The sequence below is a fragment of the Nostoc sp. LEGE 12447 genome (assembly GCF_015206985.1).
Taxonomy (GTDB): domain Bacteria; phylum Cyanobacteriota; class Cyanobacteriia; order Cyanobacteriales; family Nostocaceae; genus Nostoc.
In genome coordinates this window covers 306,641-329,434 of the sequence record NZ_JADEXT010000001.1, presented here as the reverse complement: position 1 = coordinate 329,434, position 22,794 = coordinate 306,641, and the positions used below count along the sequence as shown (strand labels likewise).

Sequence of the window (22,794 nt, the reverse complement as noted above, 5' to 3'; positions counted from 1 at the left end):
ATTTGGGTTAAAGCTTAATCTTTCCTAACCATCCTAGAACTTACGCAAACAGAAAAATTTCCAGGTAGAGGCAATTCATGAATTGCCCCTACAATATGTAGTTTTGCGTAAGTCCTACATCCTTAAAAAGGTATCCCAGCACATCCCAAATTTAGGTTATTTTCCCTCTGGAAAGGTAAAATCAGGGTTTGAAGCTATGAGTGAGTACACGATTTATCTGTTTTAGTATGAACAAAAAATGGGCGGTCAAGCGAATCACTATAAACCTGGCATCAAATGAAGCCAAGAACCTCGAAAAATATTGTGAACAGACAGGCAGACCAGCGACGGATGTGATTAGAGAACTCATTCGAGCCTTGCCACAGACGAAATAAAAGTAGATTTGCGAACCATTTCACTTTGGTTGATTCTCAAGATATAAATATTAGAATTTGGGTAATTTTTGGAGAGGCAGGTAAAAACTGAGTAAAGGCGTGCTACGCTCGCCGTAAACGATCACAGCACGCCGAAAACAAGATGACGTGATTACTATATTTAGTTACAAAATGAGGGCTGAGAAACTGTTTATACGGTTCGGCGACTACTTTAGTCTGTCATCACTTCCATCAAAGAATAATTTCTAATCCTTGTTTTTTAGTATTTTCGCAACAAACAACAGCAAAGAAAGTAGCAAATATCCAGTTGGAAGTGTTTGATTTTATGATTACCGCTCTTGAATTACTCTTGTCAGAATAAACTGAAAACCTTTGTCCAAATCTACAACACCTTCTACTATAGTCATGATTTTTCTGGACTGGGACTTGACAGGTCAAGGTAAGGCTTCAATCAGTTCACGAATCACGTCTATTGCTGGTTTGCCTGTTTGTTCACAATACTTTTCAAGATTCTGAGCTTCATCTAATGTCAAGTTTAAGGTAATTCGCTTAAGCGCCTTTTTCTTGCTGGAGATTGCCAAATGGGGAAATTTAAGTGCAGCAGTTTTATTCATTGATTGATAAGCTAGATATATACAAACTTTCCTTATCAAGCTTGCCAATTTTGAAACGTCTTTACCAGTGAAAATCAAGATTTTGAGATTGAACTTAAGCGTTAAGCTCCAAACACATTACTGAAAGTAGAAGGTATTAAATTACTAGTGCCATACGGAATAAATCAACTATTGCGGTTGCTGCAAGAAGCTTTTGGCTGAAGACCTTGTATCAGCAACGATCCACAGTCCAGATTTTATGTTAATAAGTTGTGTTAAATTACCGAAACAATTAGATTCCTAAAGATGGCTGACATGAGTAAGGATTTTGGACATACAACTATTTGAAATTTCTGCAAGATGAAATTATTCCTTTGTGATAGCTATCACCTCATATCTATAGCAACCTAGTAGATAATCCTTTTAGTTAAAGGCGATTACCCAAACGTGAGTTAATACATGACTTTACAGAATTGGAGACGAAAGCGTGGCGTTGCACTTACTACCAAGGGTTTACAAAAGATTAAGGAAGCCAAGCATCAGTCAGAAGCAAAAGAAAATTTTGGAAACAGATATACTCTCGAAGAAATGAGTGCCCGCTCCGGGTTATATTCTGCTACCATCTCGAAAGTCTTGAATCGAGAAGGAGGGGTTGATAAACAAACTATTGAAAAGCTTTTTTCAGCTTTCAATTTAAAAATAGATAAAAGTGACTATTTAAGCTCAATTAATCGCCTAGATTGGGGAGAAGCTATCTTTAACCCAGTTTTTTATGGACGTACAGAAGAACTTACTACCCTAGAGCAATGGATTCTTAATGAACACTGCCGATTGATTGCACTATTAGGGATAGGAGGTATTGGGAAAACGACGCTCTCTGTAAAGCTTGCTCAACAGATTCAGGACAACTTCGAGTATGTGATCTGGCGATCGCTACGAGAAGCCCCACCTGTTAAATTTATTCTAAGTAACCTGATCCAATTTTTATCTGACGAGCAGGAAACAGAAGGTAACTTACCAGAAAGCTTTAGCGATCGGGTATCAAGACTCCTCTACTATTTGCAAAATCATCGCTGTTTGGTGATCCTTGATAATGCAGAGTCAATTCTCCGCAGTGGTAGCCGCGCCGGACTTTATCGAGAAGGATATGAAGAATACGGTGAGCTTTTAAGACGGATAGGAGAAGCAACTCACCAAAGCTGCTTAGTGCTGACTAGTCGTGAAAAACCGAAAGAAGTGGCATTACTGGAAGGAGAAGCATTATCTGTTCGCTCATTACTATTGAGTGGCTTGAAAGTAGCAGAAGGGCAAAAAATCTTAAAATTCAAAGGGCTATCTGCGGTAGAGGATGAATGGAAAGTAATGATTGAGCGCTATGCAGGCAATCCCTTAGCCCTAAAGATAGTTGCTACAACCATTCAAGATATTTTTGGTGGTAATGTCACTGAATTTTTGCAACAGGACACGGCTGTTTTTGGCGACATTCGTGATGTTTTAGAGCAGCAGTTTGAGCGCTTGTCAGATTTAGAAAAGGATATCATGTACTGGCTAGCGATTAATCGTGAGTCGGTTACACTCTCAGAATTGCGAAACGACATAATATCACCAGTTGCACAATCAAAATTACTAGAGGCAATAGAATCGCTGGGGAGGCGATCGCTAATCGAGAAAGCTACGCCTACGCTAATTGGAAAAACTGGATCACTTTTTACCCTCCAGCCTGTAGTTATAGAGTATGTGACTAGTAGCTTGATAGAAAGCGTCTGTAAAGAAATTATCGCTCACAATATTGATTTATTCAGGAGTAAAGCTCTAACAAAAGCGACAGCAAAAGAATATGTTAGGGATACTCAAATTCGCCTCATCATCAAACCAGTTATAGATGGGCTGCTTACTGCCTTTAGAAGTAAAAAAAACCTAGAAAATCACTTAGCTCAAATTTTAGCAACCCTACGACAGATATCCCCCCTAGAACAAAGTTATACAGCAGGAAATGTCTTTAACCTGCTTTGTCATTTAGAAACTGATCTCAGCAATTATGATTTTTCTTATCTAACTATTTGGCAAGCCGACTTACAGAATGTAAAGTTGCACAATGCAAATTTTGCTCACACACATCTAGCCAAGTCTGTTTTTATCGAAACCTTTGGTGGTATTTTTTCAGTAGCCTTTAGCCCTAATGGTAAACTTTTAGCTACTGGTGATACCAATGGAGAAATTCGCTTGTACGAAGTTGCTAATAGTCAGCAACTTCTGACTTGTAAGGGTCATACTGGTTGGGTTTGGTCAGTCTCCTTTAGTCCCGACGGTGAGATTCTTGCCAGTGGCAGTAATGACCAAACAATAAAACTGTGGGATACCAGTACTGGTCAGTGTTTAAAAACTTTTGAGAGTCATAGTGGTGGGGTTCGTTCGGTCACTTTTAGTCCTGACAGTCAGGTTCTTGCTAGTGGCAGTGATGACCAAACAGTGAAGCTATGGAATATCAGTACAGGCAAATGTTTGAAAACGTTACAGGAAAATGGTTGTAGTGTATGGTCTGTTGCCTTTAGTCCAAAAGGTGATGTGTTGGTAAGTGGAAATGATGACTATAAGGTAAGGCTGTGGGATATTAACAGCAATTCATGTATTCACACTTTAGAGGGTCACACTCAACGGGTCTACTCAGTCACTTTCAGCCCTGACGGTAATACACTAGCTAGCGCCAGCCATGACCAAACAGTTAAACTCTGGGGCACAAGTACTGGTAAATGTATTAAAACTTTGCAGGGACATACAGATTTGGTACATTCAGTTATTTTCAGTGTAGATGGTAGCGCTCTTGTTAGTTGCGGTGATGACCAGACAGTTAGGGTATGGGATTTCGTGAGTGGTCAATGCCTTAAAACTCTACAAGGACACAAAAGTAGGGTATGGTCGTTAGCAATATGTATAAATCAAAATATTTGTGCTAGTAGCAGTGACGATCAAACTATAAAATTATGGAATATCAGTACTGGTCGATGCATTAAGACTTTCCAGGGTTACAACAATGGGATATGGTCAGTTGCTGTGAGCCCAACTGATAATAATATTCTTGCCAGTGGTAGTAATGACCAAACAGTGACACTGTGGGATATTACGGTTGGTAAGTGTATCAACACTTTACGGGAACATGGTAGGAGAGTTACATCAGTTAGCTTTAGCCCTGATGCTCACTTGCTTGCTAGTGGTAGCGAAGACCAAACCGTAAGGTTATGGGATCTAAGTACTAGTAAATGCCTTAAAATATTGAAAGGACATAGTAATCGAGTTACATCAGTTACTTTTAGTGCCGACAGCTATTTTTTGGCAAGTGGTAGCGATGACCAAACAATAAGAATATGGGATATTAGCACGGGCCAATGTCTCAATACTTTACGAGAACATAGTGGTAGAACATGGTCAGTCACCTTCAGTCCTGACAGTCATGTATTAGCTAGTGGTAGTCACGATCAAACAGTGAAACTTTGGGATGTTCGTACTGGCAGATGCCTTCATACTTTACAAGGTCATACCGAATGGGTTTGGGCAGTTGGCTTCAGTTCAGATGGTGGTATTCTAGCTAGCGGTAGCGGAGACCAAACGATTAAACTTTGGGATGTCAGCACTGGTAAATGTCTTAGAACTTTGCAAGACCATACAAATACTGTATATTCAGTTGCTTTCAGTTCGGATGGTCGCATACTGGCGAGTGGCAGTGGCGATCAAACAGTGAAGCTTTGGGATGTTAACACAGGTAGCTGTTTAAGAACTTTATTAGGACATACTAGATGGGTTTGGTCAGTCACCTTTAGTTCTGACGATCAGACTGTAGTTAGTTGTAGTGAAGATGAGACAATTAAAATTTGGGATGTGCAAACAGGTGAATGTTTGAAAACTTTGAAAAGTAAAAATCCTTACGAGGGAATGAATATCACAAACATAAGCGGCTTAACTGAGTCTCAGAAGGATACTTTAAAAACTTTAGGAGCAGTTGAGTATTAAAGGAGGCTTAATATTAGAGTTATAATACAGAGTCAAGCCAGCTTGCGAACAAGTGCTAACTCAATTAGTTATTTTGCTTTTCAATAGCGAAACTGCACCCAAAATGCTGTATGCTAGCATCCCTAATCCAAGAGATGGTTCGGGTACTGGTAATGGCTTCAGTGCTGAGAATGCTAATTCTCCAATTAGCTTATGAGCAGTAGTTGTAGGATGCACTTCGTCCCAAAACAAAAATTCTCCAGGGTTACAGGAAACTTGTTGTGTGGGAACATCTATAGACACTACCGATAAGTCTTTGCTAATGCAAGAGTTAGTAACGTTTGTAAAACCGAATTCCTCTGGAGCGGCAACGATCCTATCAAATAGGGAATTAACATTCAGTTCTATAATGTTAATATCTGGACTTAATTGTTGGCTCAAAACTTGAAGTTCTGTATTCAAGCTAGAGTTATGTTCGCTGCTGAATGTGCTGAATAAGTTGGAACGTTCACTGGTGAAATTTGCAAAAGGCGATTTTCCCAAATCCGGCAAGTTGACCACCATAATATCTCTAGCACCATCAGCAACAAGTGATGTCAACGCTGTTGATAAATTTGCCACTGTATTGCTAGGATTTGGCTCACCATCGAAAAAGTAACTTAGGTAGTCATTAGTTCCAGCCCAAATAATATATAGAGCATTAGGATCGGCAGTTTCTGCTGCTACGAAGTTATTTATCTGTTGTTGCAATCCTGGTAAGGTAGCTAAACCAATATTCTCAGTTCCTGTAGTCGCACCACCAAAAGCAAAGTTATTTTTCAGATTTAATGTTAATCCTAAATCGGAGGCAAGATAATCAACCCAATTTGGGCCATTAGAAAAATGCCCATTATAGTATGTTGGAGTTGGGGGAATAATTCCATTAGTGGCATTAAATACATTACCAATATCAGACAAACTGTCTCCAAAGACATAAATATTGTCATAATCTTTTGCTAATACTTTGAGTGGAGATATCAAAGATAAGAGCAAAAATCCTGTTGTTATAATTTGTCTTTGCACAGTTAATTCCTTAATCTAATTTCAACCTTGTAAAGATGTTCTGAGAAAAATCTTGCTCCTTTCTAGAGAGCTTTTTTGGCCAATTTCAAACTTTCAAGAGGGTGAGGGGCTAACGCCACATTACCCCAGCGCATTACACTTGCAGAAGCAACACCTGCTGCACCAGAACCATAAATGAGAACTAAGTCATTTTCGTGAATCTTACCCAAATGTGCAGCATGGTACAGATTTGCCACAGTCAGTACTGGGCCTATATTTGCATATAGAGGGTAGAGATTGATCGTGCGTTCTGGATCAATACCGAGTAGCCGCGTGCAGAAGCGTGTCATCCAAGCAGTAGGGGTATTGAAAAGAAAAAAGTCGATTTGCTCTAACGTTACACCAGCAGATGCGATCGCACCCTCACAACATACAGAAAGAAACTCCGCAGCCGTTTCGCGTAGAGCCTTCGCACCCTTACCAGTCTGCATACGGACTCGTGAATTTCCTTGTTCATCTTTTGTCAGTTCAGCAGATACGACCTCACACAGCGCACCTGTATGAACTGTCTTAGTACCAAGGATACCCTGATTTCCTTCCAATGAACTGACTACAAAGGCTCCAGCACCATCACCAAGAAACCAAGACACAGTATCTTGCTCGTCAAAAACGCGAGAATAGGAACATGAAATAACTACGAGTACATTGCGATACTCTCCAGATCGCACTAAAGCAGAGGCAGTTTGAAGTACAACTGGCGTACTCCCACAGGTTCCATCAAGATTCCATGCAGCACCTACAAGACCGAGTTTACGAGCGAGAAAGGCGGCGTTGCCAAATCCAATTTGTTCTGGCCAAACTGAGGCCACAATCATCAAATCAATATCATTAATAGAAAGTTTGGCTGCATTCAAGGCATCTGTTACCGCGCGATACTCCAAGGTTAAGGAAGACTCGTCATGAGCAAGCAGCCAACGCTCAATAGTACCGCGAAAGGGATCTGAGAGATAAGGCAACATTTCCATATCAAACTCGTTAGCTGGAGGGGTTCCAGCCAGCGAAAACATTCTTGCCAATCCTTTTTGTTCAGCCTGGGCTATTAGCTCAGGATACTTTTCTACGTAATAGTTATTGGTACGTCTAATAGTTGGAAAACTTAGTGCAATTGAGCGAATACCGACTGGGGAATGCACCATATAAAAAATTTTCTCTTATCTTAATAGTTGGTAGCACCCTGTGAAATTAGGCTTTGATTGCGATTATGAGCCGGTGCTATTTGGGTGGGATCTATGATTACATCAACCACAAATGGGCCAGTCGCTGCGATCCCTTTTTCTAACGCTGCTTGGATGTCGTACTCTGTTTCAACACGGATACCATCGGCTCCCATACCCTGAGCAGTTTTGACGAAATTTACTTGGGGAATCGTTGCATCCACGCCCTTGAAACCCACATACTTCATCCCCTGTTCGCACATATTGTAACGCCCGTCGTTGAGTACAATCCAGACGGCAGGAATTTGGTAGGCTACCGCAGTGTTTACCTCGCTGTTCATGAGCATAGCACCATCTCCAACAATGGCGACGGCTTTACCTCGACGTGCTAGCGCAGCGCCAACGATACCAGTACAAGTATGACCCATAGCCGAGAACCCTGTGCTGGCACGAAAACGTCCCGGTTTTGAAAATTGTAAGAAGTTAATTGCCCAAGCAAATGAGTTTCCACCCTCAGCCAACACCAATGCATCACTTCCTTCAACGATTACCTGTTGAATCCCATTCATTAATATATTCGGTAGAACTAGATTGCTAGTGCATGGATGAACTACATTATGTGCTGGTCTCGATAGTGACAGGGCAGTTGACAGACTAAGACTCTCTGGAAAGTATCTCAACAGAGCTTTCACAAAAAGTCTCACATCGGAGTGGATGGCTAACGTCTCAACAGATGGATATGCGCTTCCTGGAACTTTGGGGTCGATGTCAACATGCAAAAAGCCTTGCCTGGGAATCATCTCAGGGTTCCAGAAGGAGGTAAATTCGCCAAGACGTGTTCCTAATACCAGGATGTGCCTTGGACGTTGCTCCCTCATGTATCTGAAAACAGACTCATGCCCACCAAAGCCGGTAACGCCTACAAATTGAGAATGATCTTCAGGAAAAATACCCTTAGCTCGTGGTGAACACATTACGGCAGCCCCTGTTCTCTCAGCAAGCTGGCGAATCTCTTTTGCAGCAAACCTTGCCCCGAAGCCTACCCAGATTGCAAACGGCCCGTCAGACAGTAACTGAACACATTCAGCGATTGTTTCTTCACTTGCCGTTGCGACACCGTGAGACAGAGTTACTTGTGGCAAAGATGTTTTTACTGAACTTGTCTGGATGTTTGTAGGAATACTGATATGAGCTACAAATCCTCCTGGTTGTGCTAGACCGAGAGCAAGCCTTCGCGCAACCTCTGGAAGTTCATCGCTGGATTCGAGGGTTGTTGCATAATGGAATATTGTCCCCGAAGTAAAAATATCTGCACTAGGCATGGTGTAGGTGCTAGTTTCTTGACAAGCCCACCGACCACGCTGTGATGCTGAGGTTGAAGCTGATACGAAAATCACCTTAGCACCCTCCCAACGGGCAGCTAATAGCCCTGTCAAAGCATTGGTGATCCCTGGCCCGGTAGTAGTGAATACCACAACCGGGCGATCGCTAGCAAAGTGCGCCTCAATTGCTGCAAAAGCTGCTCCAGCTTCGTGGCGAAAGTGCAGCACCTGGAGGGAACTTTGATGTAATGCAGCCCACACTGGGGCGATCGCACCTCCCGAAACACCAAAGGCATACTCTACTCCCATATCTCCTAGCATTTTAACTACTGCCTCTGCTACCGAAGAAGGTCTAGATGGCTTGCTGTGAGATTGCTGTTCAGTGGAGTTTAATTGTTCAGTGGTATTCGCTTGTGTGTCCTGAAATTTAAGATGCATACAAACTATACTTATTAGGAAGAATTTCCCCTGTGAACTAACATTATCCCACACGCTAAACTCAGCAATATTACTTTTTTTAGATAACTACCATACAAATTTTTTAGTACTGCTTTTGTAAAGCAGTTACTTAGAAACCTTAAAACGACCCTCACACTTTGTCTTGCCAATCTTTTAGCAGTTGAAAATCTGAGACAAGGAATGTCTAGAGAATTCAACATTATTATGTGGATGTAGCAATGCCTGTGGCGGGCTGCGCCAACTTAGATGGATTAACCTGTTTTCCAATTTATGAGAACTGAACACTATAGAATCAAGCTCTGGAGTATAAAAAGGTGATTAACTTCAATCAGTATAAAGCTTTAACTTTCGATTGTTATGGAACCCTAATTGATTGGGAGAACGGCATCTTAGGAGCGCTCAAGCCACTTTTGCTGGCATACAACACTGATTTAGATGACGATCGAATTCTGGAACTTTTTGCTAAATTTGAAGCAGAACTGGAAAAGGGTGATTATATCAAATATCGGGAAGTTTTGAAGAGAGTAGTCGAGAAATTTGGTGAACAATTTGGCTTTGAGCCAACTGTCAAGGAACTAAATTCAATTGCTGATTCGATTCAGCATTGGCTACCTTTCCCCGATACAGTTGAGGCACTTAAAACCCTCAAGCAGAAGTTTCAACTGGTAATTATCTCCAATGTAGATGACGATCTATTTGCTTTTTCTGCAAAATACTTGGAGGTAGAATTTGACCAAATAATCACAGCAGAACAAGCAAAAAGTTACAAACCCTCCTTAAACAACTTCAGACTGGCTATTGAGAGAATTGATTTGCCGCTAGAGCAGATATTACATGTTGCTGCTAGTGTATATCACGATATCGTTACAGCCAAATCTTTAGGACTATCAACAGTCTGGGTAAACCGTCGAGCAGAAAAAAAAGGATCAAAAACCACAGAATCAGCATTAAGTCAACCTGACTTAGAAGTGCCTGATTTAAAGACTCTTGCTGCTTTGAGTTCATAGAAATGATACTGAGCAATAAGTGCTGAGTACTCAGCACTGTTTCGATGGGGATCTTTATCTGTAATGATTAGAACTCAAAGAGCTTTCACGCCAAGGAAGTCAAAAAACGAAACAGGGATTGCAACATAGATTGATTTTGCTTTACCCTGGAAAAATTACTACACCAGTTTGACGGCATGTTCGACCTCTTTTTGAGGGCGACACGCAAGGTACGAGTAAATCTTGTAGCAATGCTCTCTTTCTGGCTCTCCTTTCCTCAGCGCTTTGCCGATAAACTTGTTCAATAAAACACTTTGATAGCCTAAAACGATGAAAGCATCTGCTAATTTCGACTTTGAAGACGAGAAATTTAATGCACCGCCTTCTCAAGTCATCCCTTGGTGTCAGATGATTAATCCTCGGTATGGCACAGATGGTATGCAATCCCACGGTTTGGCGATTAAACTAGATAACGCCAATGCTGTAGGCTTTGTGCCAGATGATAATTGGCAGCAGGTAGAGCATGAATTTAGTTCTGGAGTCGAAACAGTTTTTATTAGCACTACTCCAAACTTGGTTTTAGTGCGTCGGGGGCCATTGTCTGTTAAGGATCGGGAAAGTGGTCTAAAATTGGGTACGCTTAAAGAGAATTATGATGCCTTTTTAGCAGATAAACTTAAATTTAAAACCTTTACTCGCTATCTAATTTTTATAGTGGGTGAAAATAAAAAATTTTTACACGAATCACCACTACAACTAACTCTTAATGGTGCTGCCGGAGCGAGTTTCAGCAAAACCTACTGCGAATATCAACAAGGTAAAGTAGTTAGTGGATTCGTGGCTGAACTAGAAAAAGCTTATGCTGTTTACCGCAAGCAACCTTTAACGCCAAAAGGCCCTTTGTTCCATGCTCACGGGATTTTTTGCCCGATAATTGAGTGTGAAGAAAGAGGTATTGAACCAAATACAGTTCTAGTCGCTTCAACTGTAGACTACAAACATCCCACGGTAGGGACTTTAACTCAATATTTAATAGCTTCGGATTCTCTGGAGTCTGCAATGATTTGCAAAACTTTTGAAGAATACAAAGATTTTGGGAAGGAACCTGTAAAATCAGAAACGCCTAAATTGGCAATGGCAGGAGTTTCTAACTCTTATGTTTATGCCGATGAAGATGATTTTGCTTATCCGCCGTATTAGATGGGAATGGGGAATGGGGAATGGGGAATGGGGAATGGGGAATTGGGAATTGGGTTATTAATTTTTCTCCCCTGCTCCCTCTGCTCCCTCTGCCTCCCCTGCCTCCCCTGCTCCCCTGCTCCCCTGCTCCCCTGCTCCCTGCCCCCTGCCCCTCTGCCTCTTCTGCCCAATACTTATTCTTTGAGCAGCAAATAATATAGTGAACCATTGCCGCCTGTGATGCCAGCGCGATCGCCTGCTAGTTTACCAGACCCCATGAAATAATCCACCCGTCCCGGGCCTTTGATGGCGCTTCCTGTATCCTGATCAAGCACAAAGCGGCTGACAGTACGCCTCTCTAGTTTGCCACGACTGGCGGGATAGGGAAATGAATTGTAAATCAGAGCTAGCGCTCCCGGTGGCATGAGAGACTTATCTGTAGCAATGGAACGTTCTGCTGTCACTGGCACATGAATACTACCAGTTGCTGGTCTACCACTTGTTTCTTGGAAGAAAATAAATCGTTCCCATCGGGGCAGATAATTGTTCAACTCCTGGGGTTTTTGCCGGAAATAACTAATTAGACGTGGCATTGTCAATCCATTTAGTGGAAGTTTGCCATCTTTCGCCAGCTCTTTACCGATACTAGTCCAGGGGTAATCAGTTCCACCTGCATAGCCAATTGATGTTGTTTTACCATTGGTTAATTTAATTTGGGCGGAACCTTGGATATGTACCATGTATGCGTCTAGGCGATCGCGGAACCAAAGCAGTTCTAAACCGCGCAATTTGCTCTTATTCCCTTGTAAACCATCCTTCCCTTCCAAATCAATTCGTTTAGGGTGGGGTTTCGGCCATTGGCTGAAATCAGCTGGTAGCCGATAAAGGGGATACTTATATATTGTAGTTCTGACACGGCTAGCAGTGTAAACAGGTTCGTAGTAAGCAGTGAATTTAACAGTACCCTTGCCATCGTTGCCTACAGACTGGTAAAAGACAAACTCACGGCGGACAGCAGATTGTAATTGGGCCGGTGACTTAGAACTGACAACCAGTTGGCGGAAACGTAACAAACTCCGGCGGACGCGATCGAGGGTAATTTCCTTGATTGGATAATTTTGATATGCTGCGATCGCTTCACCTTTTGTTAAGTAGATCAGACTGTTATCAATTGAAGCCAACAACGCATTGCGATCACCTCCGGTGGGCGAAGCGCCAACGCCTGTTTTACCTCTTTGACCCCAAATTTGATCATCCCAACCCAAGCACCTCTGCTGGAGCGTACAATCGCTTCCTATGGCGATCGGTTTTAGCGGCGGTGTTATCTCTGGAGTGATTGGTATTGGCACCGGAGAGAGATCGGGAGTAGTCGGTATTGGCAAGGGCAGTAAATTAGGAACCTGAGCAACAGCCGACCAAAGAGGGTTTACAAGGACAACTCCCAGACTGAAGGAAAGTAAAGCAAGGGTTTTTCTCATCATTTAGTTGAATCTTTCAACACTGGAACTAAAAATAGGTTCTACCCGGATTGCCACAACCCGAGAAGGTCTTACTACCATATATTCCCCTTGAATATTTTTGATCGGCACACTAATAAAGTCATTGGAAGCAGATTTTGGCACAAGTTCGCCGCTATACCACTTCTGAAACTCTTGAATAGTAGGAAAACGTACTTCTTCCCGGTGGCCGCTTTCCAGTAGGAGGTATACGGCATATTCATTTGGAGTTCTAGCCATAAGATTGAACCATTTAAAAAACATTCAACCCATTGTTAACCACGTAACCCCTGAATGAAAAGGGTAAGCATACGGGAGGTGGGGATGAGGGAAGAAGTAAGGGAGCAGGGGAGCAGGGGGCAGGGGAGCAGGGGAGCAGGGGAAGCATAACTATTGGTTATTAGGTAATTCCCCATTCCCTATTCCCAATTACCAATGACTCCTCACTTTAGACGACTAATCCTTTAATCAGTTCCTTCAAAAGTGTAAGTTTACATTAGCTCCTGCATAACTCTCCAATCAACTTCTGATAAGTCATTGGCATTGTTGAACAACAGTTAGTTATTCAGGAGGCGAAATTTATGAAACTTTACTATCGTGGTCTGAACTACGAATACAACCCAAGCAAAGTTGCCAGCAAAAAAACAGAACAGCCCTTTCAACCAGTTCCTCAACTCGGGCCAGCTTATAATTTAATGTACCGTGGCGTTAATTATTGTGTTGATCCAAATTCAAAATCGGCAGAAGTTCCTCTATCACCAGTAGCTTATAAATTGAGCTTTAGGGGAATTACCTACTTTGTAAATAAAACTGCACAGGGAGAAGTGACTGTAGTCTCTCAACCAGCAATAAATTCAAAAGTTGTGGCACTGCCGATTTCTAAACAATTAAAACTTCAATAATAATATAGTTACAAGCTCATCTGGAGTCTAGGGAGTCATGAACTTGTGTGTAGTACAATCCTCAAAAAACCTTTGAATTTCAGCATTATCTACCTCAAATTCATCTTGCCAAAACTGGTAGTTGTGCCAAGATGAATTTGAGGACTTAAGGCAAGTGAGACAATGTTAGGACAATTATTAGACGGACGTTACCAAGTCCTCCAAGTCTTAGGTGGAGGTGGATTCGGCCAAACCTATATAGCTCAAGATACCCATCGGCCAGGTTTCCCGAAATGCGTTGTCAAACACCTTAAGCCTGTCACTCGTAGCCCCGAATTTCTCGAAACTGCTAGACGGCTATTTACCAGTGAGGCAGAAACACTAGAAGAACTGGGCAACCATGACCAAATTCCTCGGCTTTTAGCCTATTTTGAAGATAACCAAGAGTTCTTTTTGGTGCAAGAGTTTATTGAAGGGCATACTCTAAAAGCAGAACTCTTACCGAATCAACTTTGGACAGAAGATCAAGTAATTCAACTTCTCCAACAGATGTTGGGTATTCTGCAATTTATTCACAGCCACAACGTTATCCATCGAGATATCAAACCAGACAATATAATCAGGCGGCAAAAAGACGGTAAGTTAGTGCTGATTGACTTTGGTGCAGTTAAACAAGTCCAAACTCAACTGCTTACAGTTTCAGGGCGCACGGGGGCTACTATTATCATTGGCACCCCAGGATATATGTCTACAGAACAGGGGCAAGGTAAGCCTCGTTCTAACAGCGATATTTATTCTTTGGGTATTATTGGTATCCAATCGCTGACGGGGTTACATCCTATCAACTTTGAGGAAGATCCAGATACTGGTGAAATTTCTTGGCAACATCAGGCTAATGTCAGTTCTGAGTTGGCATCTGTGCTATCTAAGATGGTGCTACATCACTTTAAACAGCGCTATCAATCTGCGGCTGAAGTTTTACAGGTGCTTAAGCATCTTGATAGTAAAGTAGCAGCGCAATCACTTCAATCACCATCTTTTAGACAATCATCTCAAGCTTCACTTTCTCAACAAAACTCAATTGGGTATCCGCCTGCTTCCATCCTGTCTGTGGGAAATTATAGCCGCTTAGAAAAGATTCTTTTGGAATTTGTCGGCCCCGTCGCTTCAAGATTACTACGACAAGTTGCGGCATCAGCACCCAACTATGAAGAATTAATTAATCAATTAGCCCTTCACCTTCGAGAAAATCAACAAATTGATTTTAAGAAGAAAACAATGTTTTTACTAGAGAAACCTACTCTACTACAGGAGTTTACTGTTAAATCTGAAATTCAGTCCAATAATTTACCAAGCCAAGAATATCAAGTAATCAGCGATAGCTTTGTGCATCAGTGTGAGCGGGAATTGGCTGATTTGATTGGCCCAATAGCTAAGTTTCTAGTCCAAAAAGCTGTTAAGTCATCTGGGCAAATTTCTCGTGTAGAATTTGTGCAACTTTTAGCATCACAAATTCCCGAACCTCAAAAAGCTTTGAAATTTCAGCAACGCTTACTTTTTTGATATTTTAAATATTGTCTTTATTTATCCGTTAATTACATTAGCGTAGCGGTAGCGAGTCCGCGTACTCTTACAGAGAAGCAAGCTACGCTTTTAGCGTCTCGTAGAGAGCGTCATTACTAATTATCAGCCTTGGTTATTCAACATCTCCATAGCTATTTTTAAGCTAGACTTCATCCGATTAAATGCTTCTGCTAACCCACCAATCTCATCATTAGAGCTTTCTTCAAAATCAGCGCTCATATCACCAACACTAACTTTTTGAGCTATTTTTTCAATTTTTCTGATGCGCTGAATAACATATTTTTTTATTAAGAAGTTAATTAAGAAAACTACGATCGCAAAGATAGTTATTAAAAGCCCCATGATTAATATCCAAGTCCGTTTGGCATTGGCAAAAATCTCTTGGGAAGGAACAGAGATTATTTGAGCAGAAACAATTTGATTAAGTTGCCAACCAAAACCATTTTCCGAGCCGTAGGTTGCTAACTGACTTTTAGGAGCCTGATCTGGTGTAGAATGACATCGCAGACATTTCTGTTGGGTAATCTTTAATGGTCGCGCTATGTAAAATACCTCGCCTTCTGACAATTTCCGAAAGCCTGTAATTTCTTGAGTTTTGGATTCATTGCGAAAACGTTCTACAAGTTGAGTTTCAAAATTATCAGCTTTATCCGCTAAATTTGTTGGATTAAGTGTTGCATCTTTATGAAAAAAGTTTTTATATTCAGGCTTTTTACGAAAATTCTCAAATACTTCTTTAGAAGAAAAAGTTGGTACAACTTCAGGCATGAACGTTGGGTTAGTATCTAGCCTAGGTTCTAATAAGGGATCTATCCGATTTTGTGTATAATCTCTAACTGCGTTCACCATTTGAATGAGAATCTGCGCTTGAGAAGTTACTTCATTTTGCGCTCTCCCCTGAAGTACACTGGATAAAGCAATCCCACTTCCTACAATACTGACTATGAAAACTAATATTAAAAGTAAGTTAAATTTAGCACCGATTTTTAAGTTTTTTAATGTAATGTTGTTTAACATAACCTAACCAATGAAGGTGGTATCTGAGTTTGTCTAATATTTATTTATACCTGTTAGAAAGCATCTCAACAATATTTAAATAAATATTAATTTTTTGCCGCAATATAACCTATTTAGGCAGCAGTCAAACTTATCTAAATTAGTTCTGAAAACCAAGTTACTTCCTTAACCAATAATTAGTGATGTTTTTGCGACTTCCCCGACGTTTATTTCTGTTTAATCTGCTAGGTTTGACATTTGCTGCTTGTCAATCACCAAATGATATTAATGGTACGTTAACTGTTGGTGTTCTCAACTATGGTGGAGGCGAACAGATAATTAATCAATATGCTAAATTTAATAGTTATTTGGGTGAAAAAACAAACTCATATATTCAGCTAGAGCCGGTTTTTAATGAAAATAGAGCGGTTGAGCGCCTAGAAGCTCGTGCTTGGTCATTGGTATTTGCTCCACCGGGTTTAGCGGCTATTGCGATCGCACGTCACCAATATGCTCCCCTATTTCCTTTAATAGGTATTAATAATTTGCGCTCAATTTTCGTTGTTCGCAAAGACAATCCAATTACCGAATTGAAGCAACTGCAAGGCAAAACAGTGGCTTTAGGTCAATTAGGTTCAGCAACAGGATATTATTTTCCTCTTTACAATCTTTATGGTACAACACTAGCTGAGATCCTATTTGCACCCACACCTAAAGCTGCGCTGGAATTGGTGGCTCAAGGAAAAGCGATCGCCTGTGCTGTCTCAGAGGCGGAATTGGCTCTCTACGGTTCACAGTTTGCCCCTACGGAATTCCGCATACTGTTTAAAGACCCTCACTATGTACCATTAGGCGTGGTCTTGATTGGCCCGAATGTGGAACGTAACCGTCAAGAGTTCATCCGCAAAGTTATGAGTGATGTGCCTTCTGGTTTAGCTCAAGAAGTGGGGTATGTACCCAATGGACAAGTACCAGATTACAAATACATGATTTCTGTGGTCGATCGGGTAAGCTCGATTACTTCTAAGCTGCAAAAAAAACCTGTCCAATTATTTTGATTTACATCATAAATATTGCTCAAAAAAACAATTTGAATCGTGCTAGCTGGTTTTGAATTGTTCCTGTCAAGATTTTATTTAATTCTGTAGTGTCTTGAAATTGTAAAATTTGCTGTGTGGGTAAGTCGAAGGGGAATTGTCCTTCAATATCTGGACGTTGCATTTGTGCTAGTACAATCTGTTCAGATCGCTTACTTTGGATAGCATAGCCAATCTCAATACAGACATTGGGACTAGGAATTAGTTGGGGGGTTTCTTTACCGTCAACACTAGCAATGGGTGTGGTGTCAGCGATAAATAACAAACTCTTACGGATTTTTCGCATGATCGTGCGGTTAATCCGTAGAGTAGCACCACTGGGGCGAGAGGATTCTACTAATGTTAGAGGAAGGCGCGATCGCAAGTTTAAACTTTCTAAACTTTTTCGCAGTTCTTCTCTGAGAGCATTTGTCGCAGCGACATACTCAGTTTGATAGGATAAAAAAATTGTTGGTTCTAACTGAGCCAACAGTGCCTGTTTGGTAAAATAAATTTCATGACTAATTAAGTCAATGTTGGCGACGCAATAGCCACCACTTCCTTCAATATAAAATTCAATATTTTCCCCTTCTAGATAGCGCCCAAACCAAGTTGATTTCTTAACTTCGTCACTTTCTTCTAAAAAGTCTGCTCGCAATGCCGATCTCAGCAGGCTTTTTTTGCTCAAGCGAATGTCTGGCGGACGTTTTTCTAGTTCTGGAATCGGCTCGTAATCCTGTAGATACCACGCTCTGAGCGCAATAATTGACATAAGGCGCTATTTAAATTATTTTTCACTATTTAGCTTAGTATAATCTTACACCAAGAGGAGTCCATATCTTAGACTTCTCTTTAAACACAACAACACCCAAGCATCTACTCGCTGAACTATTTTCTCTCATTGTTTATCAGATGCAGGGATGTACTAATTTTCATCGCTTGTGTAAACAAGTTATGAAATCTAGTAACAGCGCCCCCTAATCTTCCACATTTGAGGAAATAGCAGTTTTCGCGTTGGGTGTTGCTGTGTTTTGACGAGACAGATGTAAGTTAAACAGCGTCTTTTACCTCTTACTCACGACTCCAAATGCAGCTGTTATATCTGCCAGGGAAGCTTCTTTATGAGCTTCAATTATTAGATTATCACTCATCGATAGAAGGGAGTATTTTTGCAACGAAACTTTACTTTTAAAGTATTGTGTAATCAAAGTCAATATATTGCAGTAATGGGATAACTTTTAAGTCTTTTCGCTAGCCTATTTTTAAAAAATATCATCAACCTTTTGGATGAATAAAGTAATTACTAATTCAAATTTTAAGTTTTGAAACAAACATTCTGAAAATAAGGAAGAAAATCTATTTCTCTACCTTGAGTGAACGATTTTAGCTGGAGGCTTGACGGGAATTTCAATCCAGAACTCTGTACCTTTGCCAGGTTCGGAAATGCACTCCATTATTCCGCAATGTTTTTCGGCAATAATCTGATAACTGATTGCCAATCCTAATCCTGTACCCCTACCCACAGGTTTGGTAGTATAAAATGGGTCAAAAATTCGCTTTTTTATCTCTGGAGTCATTCCCGGCCCATTGTCACTAATACGAATCAATAGACGAGAGTTATCTGCTGAGATTCTAGTGGAAATGTGGATAGTAGGCACTGAAGATGGCTTATCTTGTTTGTCCTCCTCCCCAGTCCCCATTTCCCAGTTGCCCATTCCCCATTCTCCATTCCCCATTTCTAAAGCATCTATGGCATTGCTGAAAATATTCATGAATACCTGATTCATTTGGCCGGCATAGCATTCTATCGTTGGGATGTTGCCATAGTCTTTGATTACCCGAATGCCTGGGAATTCATCATTTCCTTTCAGTTGATGTTGTAAAATCAATAAGGTACTGTCAATGCCTTCATGCAAGTCAACACGCTTGTTTTCAGCCTCATCCAAGCGAGAAAAATTGCGTAACGACAGCACTATTGAACGGATGCGATCGCTTCCTACTTGCATTGAGGTAATGATTCTTGGGAGGTCTTCTACCAAAAATTCAAAATCCACTGCTTCGATCGCAGCGCTAATTTCACTATGAGGATCGGGATAATATAGCTGATAGAGGCGTAAAATTTCTAGCAGTTGTTCGATGTAGTCACTGGCGTGGCACAGATTACCGTAGATAAAGTTAACGGGGTTGTTGATTTCGTGAGCGATACCCGCCACCAACTGTCCTAAGCCGGACATTTTTTCGGTTTGAATTAATCTTGTCTGTGTTTCTTGGAGTTTATGTAAAGTCTTTCCTAACTGTTCTGCTTTATTTCTGGCTTCAGTTTCAGCTTTACAGGTTTGTTCGTAGAGTTGTGCTTGTTGAATGGCGATCGCAGCCTGATCTCCTAGCTGCTGCAATAAATCAATTTCTATATCCTGCCAATTTCTGGGAGCATTACATTCATGGGCAATTAGTAAGCCCCATAGTTCTATACCTATATTAATCGGAACTGTTAGGTTTGCTTGAATTTGCAGACTTTGTAAAAACTCTCGATGACAATCACTTAAAGAATCGGTTGAAACATTGTTAATTGCCCGTACCCTACCCCGAGAGTATAAATTCCTATGCTCATTAGGAAAGCATTCTACTGGTGCATTCACTCCCAAAACTGACTGCCAATTACCATTCATCTCTTCCACAATCACCGATTTACTGTTCAGTTGGAAAATTACTACCCGGTCTGAATTTAGTAGTGAGCGGACTTCGGAGACAATAGTTTGCAGGGTTGTCTGCAAGTCCAATGTACTGCGGATCTGCTCTGTGATTTGCTTGATTACCTTGGTGAGGAGTAATGATTTTTCTAGTTCAGCAGTTTGTTCTTGTACCCGCAGTTCCAAGTTGGCATTCAGTGCTTGTACTTCTTTATATATCTGCTGCTGCTGAATTGCCATTGAAAAATGATCGTACAAGGCTTGTGCCAATGTCATGTCTTCTGGTTTCCACTCAGGTGCTTGCCCTTTTTTTTGCTCTCGCCAAACCTCAAAGGAAAGCTGGGGTAGAAGTTGTCGCCGATTTTGTTCGCATCGTCCCGCCCACAAGATTTCCGTTTCAAATTCAGCGCGAAAAATGCTTAATACACCGATAAATTGTTCCCGGTAATACAGGGGAATCACCATCAGTCCGCGAATTTGAGTAGAACGAAATGCTAAAGCTAAAACTCGCAAATGCGGTTCTTTATATAGGTCAGAGGTTGCCCAAATATTGCCTGGTTTACACTCAGTCATCCAGTTTTGCCATGTAGGATGCTGTTCAATAATGCTGCTATCTAATTCGTAGGGTAGTGTGGGTTGGTCGCCCCAGGTGTATAGTTCCCGGCTCTGTTGAATGTAAAGCCTACCACCGACTCCGCTGAATGCGGTAATAACTTCTTCAATAGCTCCCTGTAATTGGATTGTTGGTAGTTTATGCAATAGTGTGGTGACTCGGTTAATAGTAGCTTCTTGTTTTTGCTGGGTAAGCGCTGCTGTGAGTAGATTACTTTGAGCGATCGCGATCGCAACCTGATCGGCAACTTGCTGCAATACTTTGATTTCTCGCTTCAAAATCTTTCGCGGTTCACTATGGTGAGCGACCAACAATCCCCACAATTTAGGCTTTGCCGATTGTTCTTGTGGATCGCGATCTAAAATTGGCACTACTAAAGAAGATTGCACCCCCATTGCCTTTAAATATTGAATATGGCATGGGTCTACTTGCCGATAGTAGATATTAGTTTGTAGGCGTTTGCCAGTTTCTGTTGATTGTAGAGGTGATAGCCCGATTTTCTGGTTTGCTACATCGACAATCGAACGTTGCCCCGCCAACAAAAACATCTCTCTGGCCGCTTCAGGGATATCATGAACTGGGAAGCGCAACCCTAACAAGGATGGCAGACGCTCGTTATAAATAGATTCAGCAATGACTTCACCACTACCACTTGTATCAAAACGATATACCTTAACTCGATCTGCACGTAAGAATAACCGTACTTCAGTAACAGTAGTTGTTAATATTTCTTGAAGATCGAGCGATCGCCTAATCTGTTTGATCATCCGGTGCAGTAAGCTTTCTTGGTCTAAGCCTTGCTGCAACCCGTTTAGTTTATCGGTAGATGTCATTGTTTATGTACACCATAACTGAAGTATAGTTTTTCTTATAATTGTCCCTAATGAGAAATTTCAATTTACAATGCCTTGATTTTTATTCCATTTCAATAAATTTCTGCGACAAAGGCATTGCGAGGGCCGTACATCTGTTGCAATTTTTTAGAAATGGATTAAAGGGTATTTGAAAAGTATTAGATATTTTGCTGAATTCCCGTAGTCCTAAGAAAGTTGATTTAGGGATATATCAAACTATTTAGTGTATCATTTTTGACTTTTCAAATGTTTTTTCAATTTTAAAGTAAATAAAAATTTAAACATTGACACTTATTGATTTTATATTCTTAATCATTAAAATATTTCAGTATTTTTACTTAAATAATATCTTCATCATTACCTTATTCTCTTTACCATTTTTGCCCCGAAAGCTCCCTAAAGACCACAGTGGTTCCCCTTGAAAATCTATGTATTAGTCAGATATTTCTTAATATTTACAAGGGCGATCGCTCCTACAAGTCCCAAAGCCTTAAACTACATTGTATATTCTCAATAGCAATAAGCTTTTTTGGCAAAAATAATGACTAGTTTGCCAATTTAGCAAGAAATTAAAGCATTGTAAGCCATGTAAAACAATGGTTTGAATATTGCTAATACAAAATGTCAATAATAAATCAAATGGTCTTGAACTTGCTCTTCATTAAGTAGCTTTAGGGAGATTTAAGCTTTAAATGAACTTGATTTAATTATTGGCAATTTTTCAAAAAATTTTGACTGGAGAATTTTAATATTCCCCGTCTAATTACTGATTTTATATTAAATGTAACTATAGAACTCCTATTTGATTTTTGGACAAGACTCAGTACGGATCTATCCCTTCTTTCCTATTCCCCATTCCCTGCCCACACAAGTAAATATGGCTACGCCACGCTGCGCGAACAGGAATCAAACCGGATTCCTATATCTTGATGAAATTATTCGTAAATTCTTGTTAAAGCTAGTAAGTTACGAATTTCTTCACGCACACTCATGAGAGTTTTACCGAGATGGTTTTGACCTGCTTTATTAGCACCACAGCCCCAAAAAGAATCGGTTGGGGAGTTTTCAACCAAAAGCTCATCGCCTGTCTTCAGCAGAACTTCTCTAATATCAACATGAGTGAGAAACTTTTTGAGTACAGCTTCTCGCATAATTTGCGTTTTGACCAAATCCCAGTCTCGACGGAGTTGGCGAGTGCTACATCTTCCCAAAGCGGCAGCTTCTTCTGGGGTGGCGGCGGCATGGATGACGGGTATAATTGCCGCATCTTTGCTGCCAACAAACTTTTGTGCTTGATAATAATGCTCAACAGTTGCCCAGTAAGTGTCCTGGATGTGGATTCCGTGGGGAGAGAAGTTAGAAAAACAGCCATAAGGCTGCCAAACCTTATAAAAGTAAATGGTCATTTGAAAATTACTCTTTCATATATAGCAATCCTATTTGATTTGTGAG

At 40.8% G+C, this 22,794-nt stretch carries 17 protein-coding genes; 7 read left to right on the top strand and 10 right to left on the bottom strand.

All coding sequences use genetic code 11. The features are described from left to right. The first annotated feature begins 227 nt into the window (after nucleotides 1–227). Nucleotides 228–374 carry a ribbon-helix-helix protein, CopG family gene (locus tag IQ274_RS36235; RefSeq protein ID WP_114083081.1) on the top strand — a complete coding sequence of 49 codons (147 nt, stop codon included), beginning with the start codon at nucleotides 228–230 and terminating at the stop codon, nucleotides 372–374. A gap of 434 nt (nucleotides 375–808) precedes the next feature. Here the strand turns inward: IQ274_RS36235 and IQ274_RS01365 are convergent, their stop codons facing one another. Next, nucleotides 809–988: a CopG family transcriptional regulator gene (locus tag IQ274_RS01365; protein WP_163931576.1), complete on the bottom strand. Its 180-nt coding sequence runs from the start codon at nucleotides 986–988 to the stop codon at nucleotides 809–811. A gap of 438 nt (nucleotides 989–1,426) precedes the next feature. Between IQ274_RS01365 and IQ274_RS01360 the strand changes: the two genes are divergently transcribed. Continuing rightward, nucleotides 1,427–4,972, top strand: a complete 3,546-nt coding sequence (locus tag IQ274_RS01360; RefSeq protein WP_193867140.1) for an NB-ARC domain-containing protein — start codon at nucleotides 1,427–1,429, stop codon at nucleotides 4,970–4,972. A 60-nt stretch (nucleotides 4,973–5,032) separates the two neighbouring features. On the opposite strand, the gene IQ274_RS01355 is transcribed toward IQ274_RS01360, so the two are convergent. The 3 genes from IQ274_RS01355 to IQ274_RS01345 all read right to left on the bottom strand — a co-directional run bounded on the left by IQ274_RS01355 (nucleotide 5,033) and on the right by IQ274_RS01345 (nucleotide 8,966). Continuing rightward, nucleotides 5,033–6,013, bottom strand: a complete 981-nt coding sequence (locus tag IQ274_RS01355) for an SGNH/GDSL hydrolase family protein (RefSeq protein WP_193867139.1) — start codon at nucleotides 6,011–6,013, stop codon at nucleotides 5,033–5,035. 62 nt (nucleotides 6,014–6,075) lie between these two features. Then, the gene (locus IQ274_RS01350) at nucleotides 6,076–7,188 is read right to left on the bottom strand and encodes a 3-oxoacyl-ACP synthase III family protein (RefSeq protein ID WP_193867138.1); all 1,113 of its coding nucleotides are present in this window, start codon (nucleotides 7,186–7,188) and stop codon (nucleotides 6,076–6,078) included. A 20-nt stretch (nucleotides 7,189–7,208) separates the two neighbouring features. Continuing rightward, the gene (locus IQ274_RS01345; RefSeq protein ID WP_193867137.1) at nucleotides 7,209–8,966 is read right to left on the bottom strand and encodes a ScyA-related TPP-binding enzyme; all 1,758 of its coding nucleotides are present in this window, start codon (nucleotides 8,964–8,966) and stop codon (nucleotides 7,209–7,211) included. 335 nt (nucleotides 8,967–9,301) lie between these two features. On the opposite strand from IQ274_RS01345, the gene IQ274_RS01340 reads away from it, so the two are divergent. Next, nucleotides 9,302–9,994 (top strand): haloacid dehalogenase type II, encoded by a 693-nt coding sequence (locus IQ274_RS01340; protein WP_193867136.1) that lies wholly within the window; start codon nucleotides 9,302–9,304, stop codon nucleotides 9,992–9,994. Between the two features lie 309 nt (nucleotides 9,995–10,303). Then, complete coding sequence (locus IQ274_RS01335) at nucleotides 10,304–11,173, top strand: DUF5895 domain-containing protein (RefSeq protein ID WP_114083075.1); 870 nt, start codon at nucleotides 10,304–10,306, stop codon at nucleotides 11,171–11,173. A gap of 173 nt (nucleotides 11,174–11,346) precedes the next feature. On the opposite strand, the gene IQ274_RS01330 is transcribed toward IQ274_RS01335, so the two are convergent. Together IQ274_RS01330 and IQ274_RS01325 are read right to left on the bottom strand one after the other, a co-directional pair. Continuing rightward, nucleotides 11,347–12,630 carry a murein transglycosylase A gene (locus IQ274_RS01330; RefSeq protein WP_193867256.1) on the bottom strand — a complete coding sequence of 428 codons (1,284 nt, stop codon included), beginning with the start codon at nucleotides 12,628–12,630 and terminating at the stop codon, nucleotides 11,347–11,349. A 3-nt stretch (nucleotides 12,631–12,633) separates the two neighbouring features. Next, on the bottom strand, nucleotides 12,634–12,888 hold the full coding sequence (locus IQ274_RS01325; RefSeq protein WP_012411579.1) for a hypothetical protein: 255 nt from the start codon (nucleotides 12,886–12,888) through the stop codon (nucleotides 12,634–12,636). Between the two features lie 341 nt (nucleotides 12,889–13,229). On the opposite strand from IQ274_RS01325, the gene IQ274_RS01320 reads away from it, so the two are divergent. Both IQ274_RS01320 and IQ274_RS01315 read left to right on the top strand, forming a co-directional pair. After that, nucleotides 13,230–13,550, top strand: a complete 321-nt coding sequence (locus IQ274_RS01320) for a DUF4278 domain-containing protein (RefSeq protein ID WP_193867135.1) — start codon at nucleotides 13,230–13,232, stop codon at nucleotides 13,548–13,550. Nucleotides 13,551–13,712: 162 nt separating this feature from the next. Continuing rightward, nucleotides 13,713–15,092: a serine/threonine-protein kinase gene (locus IQ274_RS01315; protein ID WP_193867134.1), complete on the top strand. Its 1,380-nt coding sequence runs from the start codon at nucleotides 13,713–13,715 to the stop codon at nucleotides 15,090–15,092. A 123-nt stretch (nucleotides 15,093–15,215) separates the two neighbouring features. Here the strand turns inward: IQ274_RS01315 and IQ274_RS01310 are convergent, their stop codons facing one another. Beyond that, nucleotides 15,216–16,130 carry a Tll0287-like domain-containing protein gene (locus IQ274_RS01310; protein ID WP_193867133.1) on the bottom strand — a complete coding sequence of 305 codons (915 nt, stop codon included), beginning with the start codon at nucleotides 16,128–16,130 and terminating at the stop codon, nucleotides 15,216–15,218. Between the two features lie 182 nt (nucleotides 16,131–16,312). On the opposite strand from IQ274_RS01310, the gene IQ274_RS01305 reads away from it, so the two are divergent. Beyond that, nucleotides 16,313–17,167, top strand: coding sequence for a phosphate/phosphite/phosphonate ABC transporter substrate-binding protein (locus IQ274_RS01305; RefSeq protein ID WP_193867132.1), 855 nt, complete (start codon nucleotides 16,313–16,315; stop codon nucleotides 17,165–17,167). 19 nt (nucleotides 17,168–17,186) lie between these two features. Here IQ274_RS01305 and IQ274_RS01300 read toward each other — a convergent pair whose 3' ends face one another. The 3 genes from IQ274_RS01300 to IQ274_RS01290 all read right to left on the bottom strand — a co-directional run bounded on the left by IQ274_RS01300 (nucleotide 17,187) and on the right by IQ274_RS01290 (nucleotide 22,748). Beyond that, entirely contained in the window at nucleotides 17,187–17,957 is a 771-nt protein-coding gene (locus tag IQ274_RS01300; protein ID WP_114083143.1) for a hypothetical protein, read from the bottom strand. Between the two features lie 592 nt (nucleotides 17,958–18,549). After that, a complete protein-coding gene (locus IQ274_RS01295) occupies nucleotides 18,550–21,321 on the bottom strand; it encodes a GAF domain-containing protein (RefSeq protein WP_193867131.1) in 2,772 nt (923 codons plus the stop codon). Between the two features lie 956 nt (nucleotides 21,322–22,277). Next, nucleotides 22,278–22,748, bottom strand: coding sequence for an N-glycosidase (locus IQ274_RS01290; RefSeq protein ID WP_193867129.1), 471 nt, complete (start codon nucleotides 22,746–22,748; stop codon nucleotides 22,278–22,280). Between the last annotated feature and the right edge of the window lie 46 nt (nucleotides 22,749–22,794).